Origin of the sequence: Citrobacter sp. Cf072 (genome assembly GCF_030334485.1) — a bacterium.
Taxonomy (GTDB): domain Bacteria; phylum Pseudomonadota; class Gammaproteobacteria; order Enterobacterales; family Enterobacteriaceae; genus Citrobacter; species Citrobacter freundii.
The window spans coordinates 85,492-100,125 of the sequence record NZ_JAOWDX010000038.1 but is presented as its reverse complement, the minus strand read 5'-3'; the positions used below and the strand labels follow the sequence as shown (position 1 = coordinate 100,125).

Sequence of the window (14,634 nt, the reverse complement as noted above, 5' to 3'; positions counted from 1 at the left end):
GAATCGACAGTTTATTGGGTTTTATCATGACGGCGGAAGGCCACCTTCTTTTTTCTATTGCCTGTGCGGTATTTGCCAAGAATGCCGAGCTAACGCCCGTTCTTGCGCAGGGTGACTGGTGGCATATTGTTCCTTCCGCCATTTTAACGTGCCTGCTGCCGGATATTGATCATCCCAAATCCCTGCTGGGGCAGCGTCTGAAGTGGATATCAAAACCCATTGCCCGGGCATTTGGTCATCGCGGGTTTACGCATAGCCTGCTTGCAGTCTTTGCCCTGCTGACCACGTTTTACCTGAAAGTCCCGGACACCTGGATAATACCGGCTGATGCCTTACAAGGTATGGTTCTCGGTTATCTCAGCCATATTCTGGCCGATATGCTGACCCCGGCGGGCGTTCCCCTGCTTTGGCCCTGCCGCTGGCGTTTTCGTCTGCCCATTCTCGTGCCGCAAAAAGGCAACCAACTGGAGCGGTTTCTGTGCATGGCACTATTCGCATGGGCAATCTGGATGCCGCAGACCGTACAAGAGAACAGCGCTGTACGCTGGTCTTCGCAGATGATTAATACGCTACAAATGCAGTTCAATCGTTTCATAACGCATCAGATTGACTAATAAATCAGCCAAAAAGTCATTTTCGGTATAAACAATTCCATTTGAATATAAGAGGCATGTCACAGTTCTGCTAATCTTGCGCCAACAGAATCACCTTTAAACGGTGATACGCATAATAAGATCAGGAGAACGGGGATGAACTTTCCTTTAATCGCGAACATTATCGTGTTCATAGTGCTGCTGTTCGTGCTGGCGCAAGCCCGGCACAAACAGTGGAGTCTGGCCAAAAAAGTACTGGTCGGTCTGGTCATGGGTGTCGTGTTCGGCCTTGCCCTGCATACCATTTATGGTTCCGACAGCCAGGTTCTTAAAGATTCCGTACAGTGGTTCAACATTGTCGGCAACGGTTATGTACAGTTGCTGCAGATGATTGTTATGCCGCTGGTTTTTGCATCTATTCTCAGCGCCGTTGCGCGTCTGCACAATGCCTCTCAGTTAGGTAAAATCAGCTTCCTGACCATCGGAACGCTACTGTTTACCACGCTGATTGCCGCACTGGTTGGGGTTCTGGTGACCAACCTGTTCGGCCTGACCGCCGAAGGTCTGGTGCAAGGTGGTGCCGAGACGGCCCGTCTGAACGCGATTGAAACCAACTATGTTGGCAAAGTGGCTGACCTCAGCGTTCCGCAACTGGTGCTGTCGTTTATTCCGAAAAACCCGTTTGCCGATCTGACTGGCGCCAACCCGACGTCGATTATCAGCGTAGTTATCTTCGCAGCATTCCTGGGTGTAGCCGCACTGAAACTGCTGAAAGATGATGCACCAAAAGGCGAGCGCGTTCTGGTGGCTATCGATACCCTGCAAAGCTGGGTGATGAAGCTAGTTCGTCTGGTGATGCAGTTGACGCCGTACGGTGTTCTGGCGCTGATGACCAAAGTGGTTGTCGGTTCCAACCTTCAGGACATCATTAAGCTGGGTAGCTTCGTCGTGGCCTCTTATCTCGGTCTGGGCATTATGTTCGTGGTTCACGGGATCCTCTTGGGTATTAACGGCGTTAGCCCGCTGAAATACTTCCGTAAGGTGTGGCCAGTGCTGACTTTCGCCTTCACCAGCCGTTCCAGCGCAGCCTCAATTCCGCTGAACGTTGAAGCGCAAACCCGTCGTCTGGGCGTGCCTGAATCCATCGCCTCTTTCGCCGCCTCTTTTGGCGCCACGATTGGCCAGAACGGTTGTGCGGGTCTGTACCCGGCAATGCTGGCAGTAATGGTCGCGCCGACCGTTGGAATCAACCCGCTGGACCCAATGTGGATTGCCACGCTGGTTGGTATCGTGACCGTGAGTTCCGCAGGGGTTGCGGGTGTCGGTGGCGGTGCAACGTTTGCCGCACTGATCGTTCTGCCTGCTATGGGTCTGCCGGTCACGCTGGTTGCGCTGTTGATCTCCGTTGAACCGCTGATCGACATGGGTCGTACTGCGTTGAACGTAAGCGGTTCCATGACTGCCGGTACGCTGACCAGTCAATGGCTGAAGCAGACCGATAAAACAATTCTGGACAGCGACGATAACGCCGAACTGGCGCATCGCTAAGTCTGTCAGCTAAAAAACAAAAAACCGCCGGAGTATCATGCTCCGGCGGTTTTTTTATATCCATTAATCGCTCAGTTCATTTTCCTGACGAACCTGATTAGCCCAGCGCTGCGCTGATTCCGGGACCGTAAATGCAGGCGAACGTTGAAACGACTCCCCCATTAAGACAAAAGCGACATATTTTCCGCGCAGTATCCATACGTCACGAAACGCATCCATTTTAATCGCATGCTCTGGTGGAGCGGGCTCCACGCGAGGAACATAGCTGATAACCGGACGATTTTGTTGGCGAAGAGGTTTCATAATCAGTTGCTTCACTAAAGACAAATTCTAAAAATCAGAAAACCGCTATCTTAGCCGATTTTGCCTCCTGACGTCCTGCCTTGCGTGCGCTGTTTGCCTGGTTCATCGCGCTTTACGTCATCGGCCTGTACCTGCGCCGCTGAATGAGTGGTCTATAGTTAAAGTTTTTGACAGCAACAACGACCCTTTCAGCGATGAAAACAGGAGACGAGTTTAATGTCACAGAACGATAAGCACCCACTCCATCACTCAGCGCCGGTTCATGATGCCAGCGAATCCCAGCCAGGACTTGACTCACTGGCGCCAGCAGACGGTTCACATCAGCCAGCGCCTGAACCCACGCCACCAGGCATGCAACCCACCACATCCGGCAGCTTAAAAGCGCCTGACGTCACAAGTGACAAACTCAACGCGCTGGACAGTTTTCGCAAAGGAAGCGAGGATTTTGCCCTGACCACCAATCAGGGCGTGCGCATTGCGGACGATCAAAACTCTCTGCGCGCCGGAAACCGTGGGCCAACTCTGCTGGAAGACTTCATCCTGCGGGAAAAAATCACCCATTTTGATCATGAACGCATCCCGGAGAGGATCGTACATGCCCGAGGTTCTGCCGCTCACGGTTACTTTCAGCCCTATGCCAGTCTCAGCGCGACGACGAAAGCGGACTTTCTGAGTGATGAAAATAAAATCACCCCGGTTTTTGTCAGATTCTCTACGGTTCAGGGCGGCGCAGGCTCTGCGGATACGGTCAGAGATATACGGGGATTTGCGACCAAGTTTTACACTGAAGAGGGCATTTTCGACCTGGTGGGAAACAATACTCCCATCTTCTTTATTCAGGATGCCCATAAATTCCCAGATTTCGTCCATGCGGTTAAACCGGAGCCGCATTGGGCCATCCCGCAGGGCCAAAGCGCCCATGACACCTTCTGGGATTATGTCTCATTACAGCCTGAAACGTTGCACAACGTCATATGGGCAATGTCCGATCGGGGTATTCCGCGCAGCTATCGCACGATGGAAGGCTTTGGTATTCACACATTTCGGTTGATTAATGCGCAAGGGAAAGCCACCTTTGTCCGTTTCCACTGGAAACCGCTGGCAGGCAAAGCTTCGCTGGTATGGGATGAAGCGCAAAAACTTACCGGTCGGGATCCCGACTTTCATCGCCGCGATCTGTGGGAGGCGATTGAAGCGGGCGATTATCCGGAATATGAACTGGGGCTACAGCTCATTCCTGAAGAGGACGAATTCAAGTTCGATTTTGACCTGCTCGATCCAACGAAATTGATACCTGAAGAACTGGTCCCGGTACAACTCGTCGGTAAAATGGTGCTAAACCGCAATCCGGACAATTTTTTCGCCGAAAATGAGCAAGTGGCTTTTCATCCCGGACACATCGTCCCGGGCATCGATTTTACTAACGATCCCTTGTTGCAGGGCCGCTTGTTCTCCTATACCGATACCCAGATCAGTCGTCTGGGCGGGCCCAACTTCCATGAAATCCCAATTAATCGCCCAACCTGTCCGTATCATAATTTCCAGCGTGACGGCATGCATCGCATGGACATCGATACCAACCCAGCCAACTATGAACCGAATTCCATCAATGATAACTGGCCGCGTGAAACACCTCCGGGGCCAAAACGCGGTGGATTTGAGTCGTACCAGGAACGGATTGAAGGAAACAAAATCCGCGAACGCAGCCCCTCTTTCGGCGAATACTATGCGCAGCCTCGTCTGTTCTGGCTAAGTCAGACGCCAATTGAACGGCAGCATATTATCGGCGGATTCAGTTTCGAACTTAGCAAAGTTACGCGCCCCTATATCAGAGAAAGAGTGGTCGATCAGTTAGCTCATATTGATACTGCCCTCGCCACGGCGGTTGCCGGGAATCTCGGTTTTGAACTCACTGAGGAACAAACCAAAATTATGCCGCCGGCCAACGTCAACGGTTTGAAAAATGCGCCGTCACTCAGTTTATATGCAGGTGCGCAAGGTGAGATTAAGGGCCGTGTGGTCGCCATTTTACTTAATGACCAGGTGAAATCGGCCGATCTGCTCGCCATCATGCAAGCCCTACAGGCCGAAGGTGTTCATGCAAAACTGCTCTATTCCCGAATGGGGAATGTGGTTGCCGACGATGGCTCCGTTCTGACAATCGCCGGTACCTTTGCGGGTTCGCCATCCCTGACGGTCGATGCAGTCATTGTTCCATGTGGGAATATTGCGGATATCGCAATGAACGGAGATGCCCGATATTACTTACTCGAAGCGTATAAACACTTAAAACCTATCGCCCTGGCTGGCGATGCTCGTCAGTTTAAAGCAACGTTGAATATCAAAAAGGAAGGAGAAGAAGGCGTGGTGGAAGCGGACAGTGCAGACACACAGTTCATGGATACCCTGCTGACGCTGATGACCGCGCACCGCGTCTGGTCACGCGCCGGAAAAATAGACACGATTCCGGCCTAAAAAAATGCGGCGCATCAAGCGCCGCAAACTCAGGAATTACACGTTTAGAAAACTGCCAAGACGATAACCGCGCTCCGCAATAGCATATTTCAGTGACGAAGACGTCAGCACGTCGAGCTCAGTTAAGCGGGGGTAACAGTAGGCACTTTGACGAATAATGTCATCGATAAAAGCCGGATGACACATCACTTCCAGCGAGGATTCTCCGCGATCGGCTGACGCATCAAGCATCTGCAAAAACAGAGCTTCAGAAATCGCCTCACCGTAAAACTCGCTGCTGAATCCCTGGGAAGTCCGTAAGGTTTCCGGTAAGTCAGACGCCTGGAATACCGCCTGACGATCGATACGCAACGCAATCCCCTTCTGGGCAGCAAACCCTGCTACGATAGGGAAAACTTGCGGGAACATATGCACATGGTGATGGCTATCCAGATGCGTCGGCTCCCGCCCGAACAGGTCAATAAAACGCTGATACTGTGCGGCCAGTTCCTGAGAAATTTCATCCAGCGGCAGAGTGTCTTCCTCAGCCATCTGCCAGATCCATTTCCCCAGTACCCCGTCACGAGTAAGGCCCGGCATTGCCGTCAACGGCCTGCCCAGCGTCAGAACAAAGTGCATTCCGACGGCAAGTTCAGGTATGTCGCGACTCAGCTGTACCGCATGGTCAATTGCAGCACCGTTAATCAGCGCCGTTGTCGAGGTGACAACACCATTGCGACAAGCTTCAACAATGCCGTAGTTTTGTCCTTTACTCAGGCCAAAATCATCCGCATTTACAATCAGTACGCGTTCCATAGCCGACCTCAGTTAGTGTTGTTCGCTTTTGAGTTTCTCAATGCACCCGGCGAAGTTTGGCAGCCATTTTTCATGTGCCAGAATTAGCTCACGCGCCAGAATCTCGGCATCGCTGTCAGAATGCACCAGCGGACTCAGGTTCAGCGCCAGCAGCACATCATTCAGCTCACCGCTCAACGCTGCGTTGCTCGCCGCCACTTCAAAACCTTTAATGGTATAGATAAGGCCGAGCACTTTCTCATCAAAATGGGTAATTCGCGGATGCGGCGTAGCACCGTTGCGCCCCAGCGTACAGGTCATCTCAACCGCCCAGTCGGCAGGAATATTATCAACATGCCCATGGTGAGGAACGTTGACATAGTGCTCGGTCTGTTTGTCATTGTAGATGGCATTGATCACTTCACAGGCCGCATCGGAGTAATAGGCCCCGCCGCGCTGCTCCAGCTCTTTCGGTTTAACGTTTAGCTCAGGATTTTTGTAGAGTTCAAACAGTTGTTTTTCAACTTTTTGTACTACCTGAGCACGTGCGCCACCCTTATAGTACTCGCCCATTTCGATCGCCAGCATCTCTTTTGGCTTGAAGTAGTACAGCAGATACGAGCACGGCAGCAGCTTCAGCGAACGAATCAATCCTTCGCTGAACGGCAGGTCGAAGATGTTCTTCACGCCAGAGGCTTTCAACTGACCCGAAGCAACGCCGTCAAGCAGTTCATCAAAGCGTGACACACCGTTGACCAGAACATCCTTAATGAAGACCATATGGTTCAGACCAAACAGGTCGATAGATAAGGCATCGCTCTCTTTCAGCGCCAGCACGTCGCTGATGAACATTTTCATGCCGATCGGAATATTACATACGCCGATGAATTTCTTGAAATTCGTATGGCGATAAACCGCCTCAGTCACCATCCCGGCTGGGTTAGTGAAGTTGATCACCCACGCATTCGGGCACAGTTCTTCCACATCTTTAACAATATCAAAGATAACCGGAATGGTACGCAGGCCTTTGAACAACCCGCCAGCGCCGTTGGTTTCCTGCCCCAGATACCCGTGGCTCAGCGGAATGCGTTCATCCTTTTCACGGGCTTGCAGCTGCCCTACACGCAGCTGGGTGGTAACGAAATCAGCATCTTTCAGTGCTTCACGGCGATCCAGCGTTTTAAACAACTTCATCGGCACGCCGGCTTTATCGATCATGCGCTGGCATAGGTCAAAAATAATGTCCAGTTTCTCTTTTCCACCGTCGACATCAACCAGCCACAACTCAGAAACCGGTAATTCATGATAGCGCTTAATAAAGCCTTCAAGTAATTCAGGGGTGTAGCTGCTCCCGCCACCGATAGTGACGACTTTTAATTTCTGGCTCATACTTTCTCCCTTCAGTGTCAAAACACTGACGTGTATTATGCTCAACCCGTATGTCAGGTATAGCGTGGCTGTCCCGACGCTATTTTGGGCAAGCTATAAAAAATGGGTTATTGGCAAATAATATCTACTGATTAAATTCAGTTAATTTCTTACGGTAGCTATTCGGTGTAAACGACGTCAGCTTTTTAAACGTTTTAATAAACAGGCTTGGACTACTGTAGCCAGACTCGTAAGCAATATCCGTTACAGAATAGTTCGTCATTTCCAGCTGTTTTTTAGCAAAGTTAATGCGGATTTCATTAATAATCTGCATCGGCGTTTTGCTGTAATAACGCTGGGTTGCGCGGGTCAGGTACTCCTGGGATTTCGCGGACAGTTGTACCATATTTTCCAGCGCATTCTCGCTAAACTGCCGTTTGTCATGCATGGTCTCAACGGTGGTTTTAAGCCACTGCGGAATATCATCCAACACCTGCTCTTCGCGATGATGACGTAACCGATTAATAATATAGAAGGTGACCACTTCTACAAATTCATCCAGTCCGCTCTCGCGAAAGTTAAGTGATGCAATAACCGTTTCAATATAGGTAAGAAACGAGTTATTCGCCCGATAGACCTGCGATGCAACGAAACAAAATGGCAGTAGCGGGTGATAGTGCTGTTCAAAAAAACGTTTACTGATGCCGACGTTAAGGATCCTTGTCGCACCAAAATCATAAAAACTTTGGTGGTGCGATCCCAACGGGATAAAGACAAAGTCTCCACGTTCGAGTAGTACGCGTTTACCGTTGATTTCCTGATAATAGCGCCCGGTTAAAACCAGGGTAAATTCATAGTAGTCATGCTGATGCAGCCCGCTGATGCTCTCAGTTTTGTTATAGATGAACACATGGAAATTTTTGCCATTAAACAGCTGCTGTTCATAAACGGTTTTGATTTCCGGTGCGTTAATCTGTAGCTGCATTATGCACTCCTCGCTATTTCAGCTTTTCGTGAAGTTCAATCAGTTCAGTCACCAGCTCACGCGCCAGCATTGATGTCATCAGGTGGTCCTGCGCGTGGACCAGCACCAGGCTAACTTTCATTTTACCTTCGCCCTGATCGCCTTCAATCAGTTTCGTTTGCACGAGGTGCGCTTCGTTCAGCGCCAGACGAGACTGCTCCATCATCGCCTTGGCCGACTCGAAATCGCCTTGCTTGGCCATTTTAAGTGCGCCGTACGCCAGGCTACGCGCCTGACCGGAGTTGATGATGAGGCCCATCACCACTTCTTCAAGTTCTTCTGCTTCGGACTGCGTGTCGACGATGTTCTCGATATCCAACATACTTTTTTCCTCTGGTTCAGTCCGGCATGACCGTGAAGCCATGCCGGATTAAATTTAGAATTTCAATGCGTTAGCGATATCTTCTTCGCTTTCTTCTTGGTCAATAACGTTCTGCGCTTTGTTGGCTACCACCACGAACGGCAGGTAAACCAGCGTTGCGATACCGAGGTTGAACAGCGCGACCAGCAGAGCAGCGACACTACCGTTGGTGTTAAAGAACGCGCCCAAACCGGTTGGCATGGTCCACGGTGCAATGTTGGTAATCGGTGGAATAATGCCTGAGTAATAAGCTGCCAGCGTAATCGCCGCCAGAATCGGCTGAACCAGGATGAACGGGATAAACATCACCGGGTTCATGATGATCGGCAGACCGAACAGGATGGGTTCGTTAATCTGGAACAGACCTGATGGCAGTGCCAGTTTAGCAACCTGACGATAGTCAGGACGACGCGATGCCAGGAAGATAGCGATAATCAGACCCAGCGTTGCCCCGCTACCTCCAAGGAAAATATAGGAGTCGAGCATCGGTTTCGCCCAGACGTGGAACGTCTTACCGGCTTCCATCGCGGCATCTACGGAACCAAACTGTTGGTAGATAGAGATGTTTTCCAGCGCCCATGGCGTCATGATACCGCTGTCCAGCGCAGTCAGCGCCAGTGAACCGTGAATACCAAAGAACCACAGCAGCGGAACAAAAATCACGTAGGCCCAGCCCACCACGCTGCCCAACGACGCCAGCGGAGTTGAAATGGAATCCATAATGATCTGGTGGAAGTTCGTACCCCAGGTGTTCAATGCCCAGGCGATGATCCCCATAATGGAGAGGATAAGGAAGCCAGGAATCAGCGCAGAGAAAGAGCGCGATACAGATGTCGGTACGCTATCAGGTAATTTAATGACCCAATTGCGACGAACCACAAAGGTGAACATTTCCGCGACCGCGAGGCCGATAATGATACCGGAAATAATATTGGCACCGCCGAGCCAGTTCGCACCAACGGCATAGGCTTCACCCACGCTATAAGGCGTTACGGTCATAAACGCGGCGACAGATAACAGCCCAGCAGCCAGTGAGTCGACTTTACGTTCCTCTGCCAGCGCCATGCCGATAAAGAACGGTGCCATCAATGACATGATACCCAGCGTACCGTTATAGACGTTTCCACCAATGCCTTTCAAGCTATTCAGCGTTTCAATAGTTGAAGCATCAAGTCGAATGCCCATTGAATAAAAAAACGACCCCTCCCCAAAGCTCAGGAAAACGTTATTGATTAATACAAACATGGCCCCTGCGAGGGTTAACGGCATTAAACGAATAAAACCGTTCTTGATTGCATTAACGTGTGGCTGCTTTCCAATTTTTACAGCAAAAGGAAGGAGTACCTTTTCAAGTGAAGCAATAGCGTTACTCATAGAAAAATACCCTTAAATACCGCAATTAAAAATTGCGGTGAATGTTAATGAAATAACTCTTTGACGGGAAAAATTAAAATAAAATAATTAATTTGCTGCGGCTTTTTTAATTGCTGCAACAGCAGCCTTAAGCACGCCTAAACCATCGACTTTGCCATACAGCAGCGAGTCAATCACTTCCACAGGCTTGTTGGGTAACAAACGCTGAATTTCGGGCAACATATAAGCAATTTGTGGACCTAATAACACGACATCGGCCGTTGGACCTTTTTCTCCGGCCAGCGTTTCAGGAAACGCTTCAATAATAACCGGCACTTCGTATTTTTCGGCCTGAGCACGCATCTTCGAAACCAACAATGAAGTCGACATGCCCGCAGAACAAAACAGATAAATGTGTTTCTTTTCCATTAAAACGATCCTCATATGCGATTATCTGTCAACCAGACACTCCGCAAGCCATAACCTGCATCCATGCTCTGGGTAACTTGCGTCAGCTAAATTACTTTTTTAGGTGGCTGAAATGAGTATACGGGATTGCACCAGTGGATGGTATTTCCTTGACCAACTAAATTGTCTCTCCTTGACCTGTCGTTATGACCCCCCTCACATTTCGGGCAAATAATTCGCGGCAATAAATAAGATCGTTCGGCACAAAAAAACCGGCACGATGGCCGGTTCGTCTGAATGCTCAGGCAATAAGCAGTTGTTACTTCTTCGCCGCCTGCGGGTCGGTGTCGTACTCTGCGCAGGTCTGGTAACCGGAGTTAATCACATGTCCGGTGTCATCTAAAGCAACAAAATAGGTTTCAGCTTTACCATCTCGTTGACCCAGGATGTAGGTCTGGCATGTCCCTCGCGCATGAATCATGCTGACTTCAGAAGAAGGTTTACCGGCAATCTGCGCCACCTGCGCCCGGCTCATCCCTTTCTTCACATCTTTCACCACGGGCTGAACAAATTGGTCTTTGGTACGATCGTAAGCCGTACACCCTGCCAGCATAGTCAAAACAGCCGCTGCACTCAGAATTCCTGTTAGGTTCTTGTTCATATTCCGTCCTCTTGTATTTCAGCGTGTTATATAAGCCTGGAGCACAACAACGCATTTTTCAAGCAATCAGATGATACTTAGGCGGTTTCGGAAAATTCTATTAAAACAAAATGATGCTCGCATCCCTTGTCGTTTGGGCCTCAACGCGATAATTTTAACACATCATTTTTTTGATCATTTTATTTTCCATAGGGGGTTAAATGACTCTGCAGCAAGAGATAATCCAGGCGCTTGGCGCAAAACCGCATATCAATGCAGAAGAAGAAATTCGCCGCAGCGTGGATTTCCTTAAATCTTATCTGCAGACCTACCCCTTTCTGAAATCACTGGTATTAGGGATTAGCGGCGGGCAGGACTCAACGCTCGCGGGAAAACTATGCCAGATGGCTATTTCCGAGCTTCGCGAAGAAACGGGGAATGACGCGCTGCAGTTTATTGCCGTACGTCTGCCATATGGCGTTCAGGCTGATGAACAGGACTGTCAGGATGCCATCGCCTTTATCCAACCAGACCGCGTACTCACCGTCAATATTAAGGGTGCGGTACTGGCCAGTGAACAGGCCCTGCGTGAAGCGGGTATTGAACTGAGCGATTTTGTCCGTGGCAATGAAAAAGCCCGTGAACGTATGAAGGCTCAGTACAGTATCGCCGGCATGACCAGCGGCGTTGTCGTGGGAACCGATCATGCAGCAGAAGCCATCACCGGATTTTTCACCAAATACGGCGATGGTGGTACTGACATTAACCCTATTTTCCGTTTGAACAAGCGTCAGGGTAAGCAGTTGCTTGCCGCGCTGGGTTGCCCGGAACATTTATATAAGAAAGCACCAACCGCCGACCTCGAAGACGATCGTCCTTCTCTGCCGGATGAAGCCGCATTAGGCGTCACCTATGACAACATCGACGATTATCTGGAAGGAAAAACGCTGGCTGCCGACGTCGCGAAAAAAATTGAAGGCTGGTATCTGAAGACCGAGCACAAACGTCGCACACCGATTACGGTGTTTGATGACTTCTGGAAAAAAGCGTAATTCTTTTAGTCACATATTGCCGGATAGCACTGGGATCACCGCTGTCCGGTCCCTTTTCCTGATCTGATGCCGCTTTTTTAATCGGTTCCAAACTGTTACACTGGATGGATAACCAGCATCCGGAGTGAGAAGTGGTACGGCGTCAATCAGCCCCGCGCCTGGCATTTGAGGCAGCGGCAATCTATGAATATCCTGAGCACCTGCGTCCATTTTTGAGTGCGCTTCCCGCCGTGCCAGGCGTCTATCTGTTTCACAGTGAATGCGACACTATGCCGCTCTATATTGGTAAAAGCGTCAATATTCGCAGCCGCGTGATGGCACACCTGCGTACCGCAAACGAAGCAGCAATGCTGCGTCAGGCCAAACGCATTAGCTGGATTTGTACCGCGGGAGAAATTGGTGCCCTGCTGCTGGAAGCGCGATTGATCAAAGAACAGCAGCCGTTGTTTAATAAACGACTGCGGCGCAATCGTCAGCTTTGCGCCTTGCAGCTTACCGACCGAACCGTTCAGGTTGTCTACGCACGAGATATTGATTTCTCCCATGCCCCCAATCTGTTTGGCCTGTTTGCCAATCGTCGCGCAGCGCTACAAGCGTTGCAAAGCCTCGCGGATGAACAACAGCTGTGCTACGGCCTGTTGGGGCTGGAACCCCTGAGTCGCGGGCGCGCCTGTTTTCGCTCCGCGCTTAAGCGATGCGCCGGAGCGTGCTGCGGGAAAGAGAGTCATGAAGCCCATCATTTGCGTCTGTTAGAGGCGCTGGAAAGAGTGAGAGTGATTTGCTGGCCATGGAGCAATGCCATTGCGCTGCAGGAAACCCGCGCTGAAATGACACAGTACCATATCATCAACAACTGGCTGTGGCTGGGAGCCGTTTCAACGCTGGATGAAGCGGCTACCCTGGCGCGTATGCCGGCCGGCTTTGACCATGATGGCTACAAAATTCTCTGCCGGCCTGTTCTGTCTGGTCAATATGACATTATTGAACTGCGTCCGGAGAATGGCCCGGCATCCAGTTAATCTCGCTGAACAGCAGTTTTCCCTCGCGCTCCAGCAGTCGTAAGGTGTGTTTACCGTCGTGCCAGCTTGCACCCTGATCGGCGGTCAGTAGCTTATCGCCCAGTTGCCAGGCACCGCTGATAACAAATACCACGCCGCCGCGCGAACCAAAAGTCGTAAACGTACGGTCGGCAACTCTGACTTTCGCCTGGCAGACATCCCGTCGGGTCATGATATTGAAATCCATCGACATCTGCCCTTCTGTCAGCTTCGCTTTTACCACCTTGTCACCGGCAAAGGTAAAAGGCTGATGCTGTTTCAGAGTATGTGTGAAGGTGTTTGACTCTTCCAGGGTCACTTCTCCACCTTCCAGTAAAGTAATCACGCGTTCTACGCCGGGAAAGAGAGAAAACTCTCCGTTGGCTGCAATGGAGGCGATACTCGCCCGCCAGTGAAAATCTCGTGTTGCTGGCGGAAAACAGCAAATCTCACGGGTTTCTCCCGCACCATTTCGCCACAGATTGACCGGCATTTTGCGGATATCAAAGTATTCCATCATCCCTCCAGAAAGACGCAGCACGGCAACCCGCCGTAAACAGGCAGCCATAAATCATCATTGGTATGTTCACCCTGCAGATTATTGTTATCGGCAGCAGAGTTGATTTGCCTTAGCGATGAACCCGGTGTTTTGCAAAAAAGAATAACGCGCTGATCCAGGTAGAATTTTCACGGGCTTCAGGAGAATAGCGTGTCGTGTGTCCGGTGCAATAGGCAGGAAAGAAAAAACCGCCGATCCTGCCCACATCGTTAAACGTGTTGTGGACAAGAGCGGCGGTCTTGAGTTTGGTTTCACGCTGTGCGGCAATCAGTGCAACACAGCATGAATGATTTAGTGTAGACGCTGATCGATTACTCGGCAGCTTGTGGCATTTTACCTTTCTGCGCTGCACGTTCTGTCAGACGCTTCTCAAAATTGGCATTAAACTGCTTTTTCTGTTCCGGGGTCAGAATGTTGTAAATCTTGTTCTGAGTTTCCATATGCGCCAGCATGTTGGCTTTGCGCTGTTCTTCCATCTTCGCAATCTGCGCTTCGGCTTTCGCTTTATCGAAACTATCGCTGGCAATAATGTCGTGCATCGCGCGACGCTCTTCCAGCGGCGGACGTTTCATCTGGTCGCGTTGACCTTTCATGATCTCGCGAATCTGCTGTTTCTGAGCATCGGTCAGGTTCAGGTCTTTGAACATCATGTCGTGATGCGGAGCGAATTTACCGTTGTGGTGCATCATCGGTTTGGCATCAGCTGGCGCAGCTGTTGTCGTGTCAGCGGCGTGAGCCAGGTTGGCAGCACCCAGGGCCAGAGTAGAGGCAACAAACAGAGCAGTCAGTTTACGCATAATTTCTATCCTTTCTTTCAGTTATTTTTACGACACTCATGCGACTCTTATGCAATGTGATGTCGTGTTGACGAGATTAACTTTACCGGCTTAAGCGTCAATTAATCAGAGCAACGGTAAAACAGTGAAAGTATAAAAAACAAATTTTCATCAATTATGAAGAAAAAAAGAATAAATTGCGCAGAGTTGCAATAAAAAATTACAACAGGATGATTTTGAAAGGATTATGAAGAACTATACCTGAAACCTGATTATTAAGAAAGCAATTCACCAGGAATAATCCGTAATAAATAAAAACAGCACGCAAAAATAAGCCCTGAAGGATAAACCTGCAAGGCATAT

General features: G+C 50.1%; 15 protein-coding genes. 5 read left to right on the top strand and 10 right to left on the bottom strand.

From position 1 onward, the window contains the following. Positions 1-14: 14 nt before the first annotated feature. Positions 15-614 (top strand): metal-dependent hydrolase, encoded by a 600-nt coding sequence (locus tag OGX66_RS06270; RefSeq protein ID WP_086551139.1) that lies wholly within the window; start codon positions 15-17, stop codon positions 612-614. A 135-nt stretch (positions 615-749) separates the two neighbouring features. Next, positions 750-2,141, top strand: coding sequence for a cystine/sulfocysteine:cation symporter (gene tcyP, locus OGX66_RS06265; protein WP_270932852.1), 1,392 nt, complete (start codon positions 750-752; stop codon positions 2,139-2,141). Between the two features lie 63 nt (positions 2,142-2,204). Here the strand turns inward: tcyP and cedA are convergent, their stop codons facing one another. Further along, entirely contained in the window at positions 2,205-2,468 is a 264-nt protein-coding gene (gene cedA / locus OGX66_RS06260; RefSeq protein ID WP_071524328.1) for a cell division activator CedA, read from the bottom strand. Positions 2,469-2,660: 192 nt separating this feature from the next. Here cedA and katE point away from each other — a divergent pair, with 192 nt between their 5' ends. After that, on the top strand, positions 2,661-4,919 hold the full coding sequence (gene katE / locus OGX66_RS06255) for a catalase HPII (RefSeq protein WP_270932853.1): 2,259 nt from the start codon (positions 2,661-2,663) through the stop codon (positions 4,917-4,919). Positions 4,920-4,955: 36 nt separating this feature from the next. Here the strand turns inward: katE and chbG are convergent, their stop codons facing one another. From chbG to osmE, 7 genes are all read right to left on the bottom strand, one after another. Continuing rightward, positions 4,956-5,714, bottom strand: a complete 759-nt coding sequence (gene chbG / locus OGX66_RS06250) for a chitin disaccharide deacetylase (RefSeq protein ID WP_121571658.1) — start codon at positions 5,712-5,714, stop codon at positions 4,956-4,958. Between the two features lie 12 nt (positions 5,715-5,726). Then, entirely contained in the window at positions 5,727-7,082 is a 1,356-nt protein-coding gene (locus OGX66_RS06245) for a 6-phospho-beta-glucosidase (RefSeq protein WP_270932854.1), read from the bottom strand. Between the two features lie 124 nt (positions 7,083-7,206). After that, positions 7,207-8,049 carry a transcriptional regulator ChbR gene (chbR, locus tag OGX66_RS06240; protein WP_085951594.1) on the bottom strand — a complete coding sequence of 281 codons (843 nt, stop codon included), beginning with the start codon at positions 8,047-8,049 and terminating at the stop codon, positions 7,207-7,209. 10 nt (positions 8,050-8,059) lie between these two features. Beyond that, positions 8,060-8,407: a PTS N,N'-diacetylchitobiose transporter subunit IIA gene (gene chbA, locus OGX66_RS06235; RefSeq protein WP_102191101.1), complete on the bottom strand. Its 348-nt coding sequence runs from the start codon at positions 8,405-8,407 to the stop codon at positions 8,060-8,062. 54 nt (positions 8,408-8,461) lie between these two features. Continuing rightward, positions 8,462-9,820, bottom strand: a complete 1,359-nt coding sequence (gene chbC / locus OGX66_RS06230) for a PTS N,N'-diacetylchitobiose transporter subunit IIC (protein WP_088902397.1) — start codon at positions 9,818-9,820, stop codon at positions 8,462-8,464. Positions 9,821-9,907: 87 nt separating this feature from the next. Then, positions 9,908-10,228, bottom strand: a complete 321-nt coding sequence (gene chbB / locus OGX66_RS06225) for a PTS N,N'-diacetylchitobiose transporter subunit IIB (RefSeq protein WP_003840900.1) — start codon at positions 10,226-10,228, stop codon at positions 9,908-9,910. 298 nt (positions 10,229-10,526) lie between these two features. Beyond that, positions 10,527-10,868 (bottom strand): osmotically-inducible lipoprotein OsmE, encoded by a 342-nt coding sequence (gene osmE / locus OGX66_RS06220; protein ID WP_003030621.1) that lies wholly within the window; start codon positions 10,866-10,868, stop codon positions 10,527-10,529. Between the two features lie 200 nt (positions 10,869-11,068). On the opposite strand from osmE, the gene nadE reads away from it, so the two are divergent. Both nadE and cho read left to right on the top strand, forming a co-directional pair. Next, the gene (gene nadE, locus OGX66_RS06215; RefSeq protein ID WP_032936096.1) at positions 11,069-11,899 is read left to right on the top strand and encodes an NAD(+) synthase; all 831 of its coding nucleotides are present in this window, start codon (positions 11,069-11,071) and stop codon (positions 11,897-11,899) included. A 131-nt stretch (positions 11,900-12,030) separates the two neighbouring features. Continuing rightward, positions 12,031-12,918 carry an excinuclease Cho gene (gene cho, locus OGX66_RS06210; RefSeq protein WP_088902398.1) on the top strand — a complete coding sequence of 296 codons (888 nt, stop codon included), beginning with the start codon at positions 12,031-12,033 and terminating at the stop codon, positions 12,916-12,918. Here the strand turns inward: cho and ves are convergent. Together ves and spy are read right to left on the bottom strand one after the other, a co-directional pair. Next, complete coding sequence (ves, locus tag OGX66_RS06205; protein ID WP_003030626.1) at positions 12,878-13,453, bottom strand: environmental stress-induced protein Ves; 576 nt, start codon at positions 13,451-13,453, stop codon at positions 12,878-12,880. The two genes, cho and ves, sit on opposite strands and share 41 nt — an antisense overlap. Before the next feature lie 353 nt (positions 13,454-13,806). Then, the gene (spy, locus tag OGX66_RS06200; RefSeq protein ID WP_003030629.1) at positions 13,807-14,292 is read right to left on the bottom strand and encodes an ATP-independent periplasmic protein-refolding chaperone Spy; all 486 of its coding nucleotides are present in this window, start codon (positions 14,290-14,292) and stop codon (positions 13,807-13,809) included. Positions 14,293-14,634: the final 342 nt, after the last annotated feature.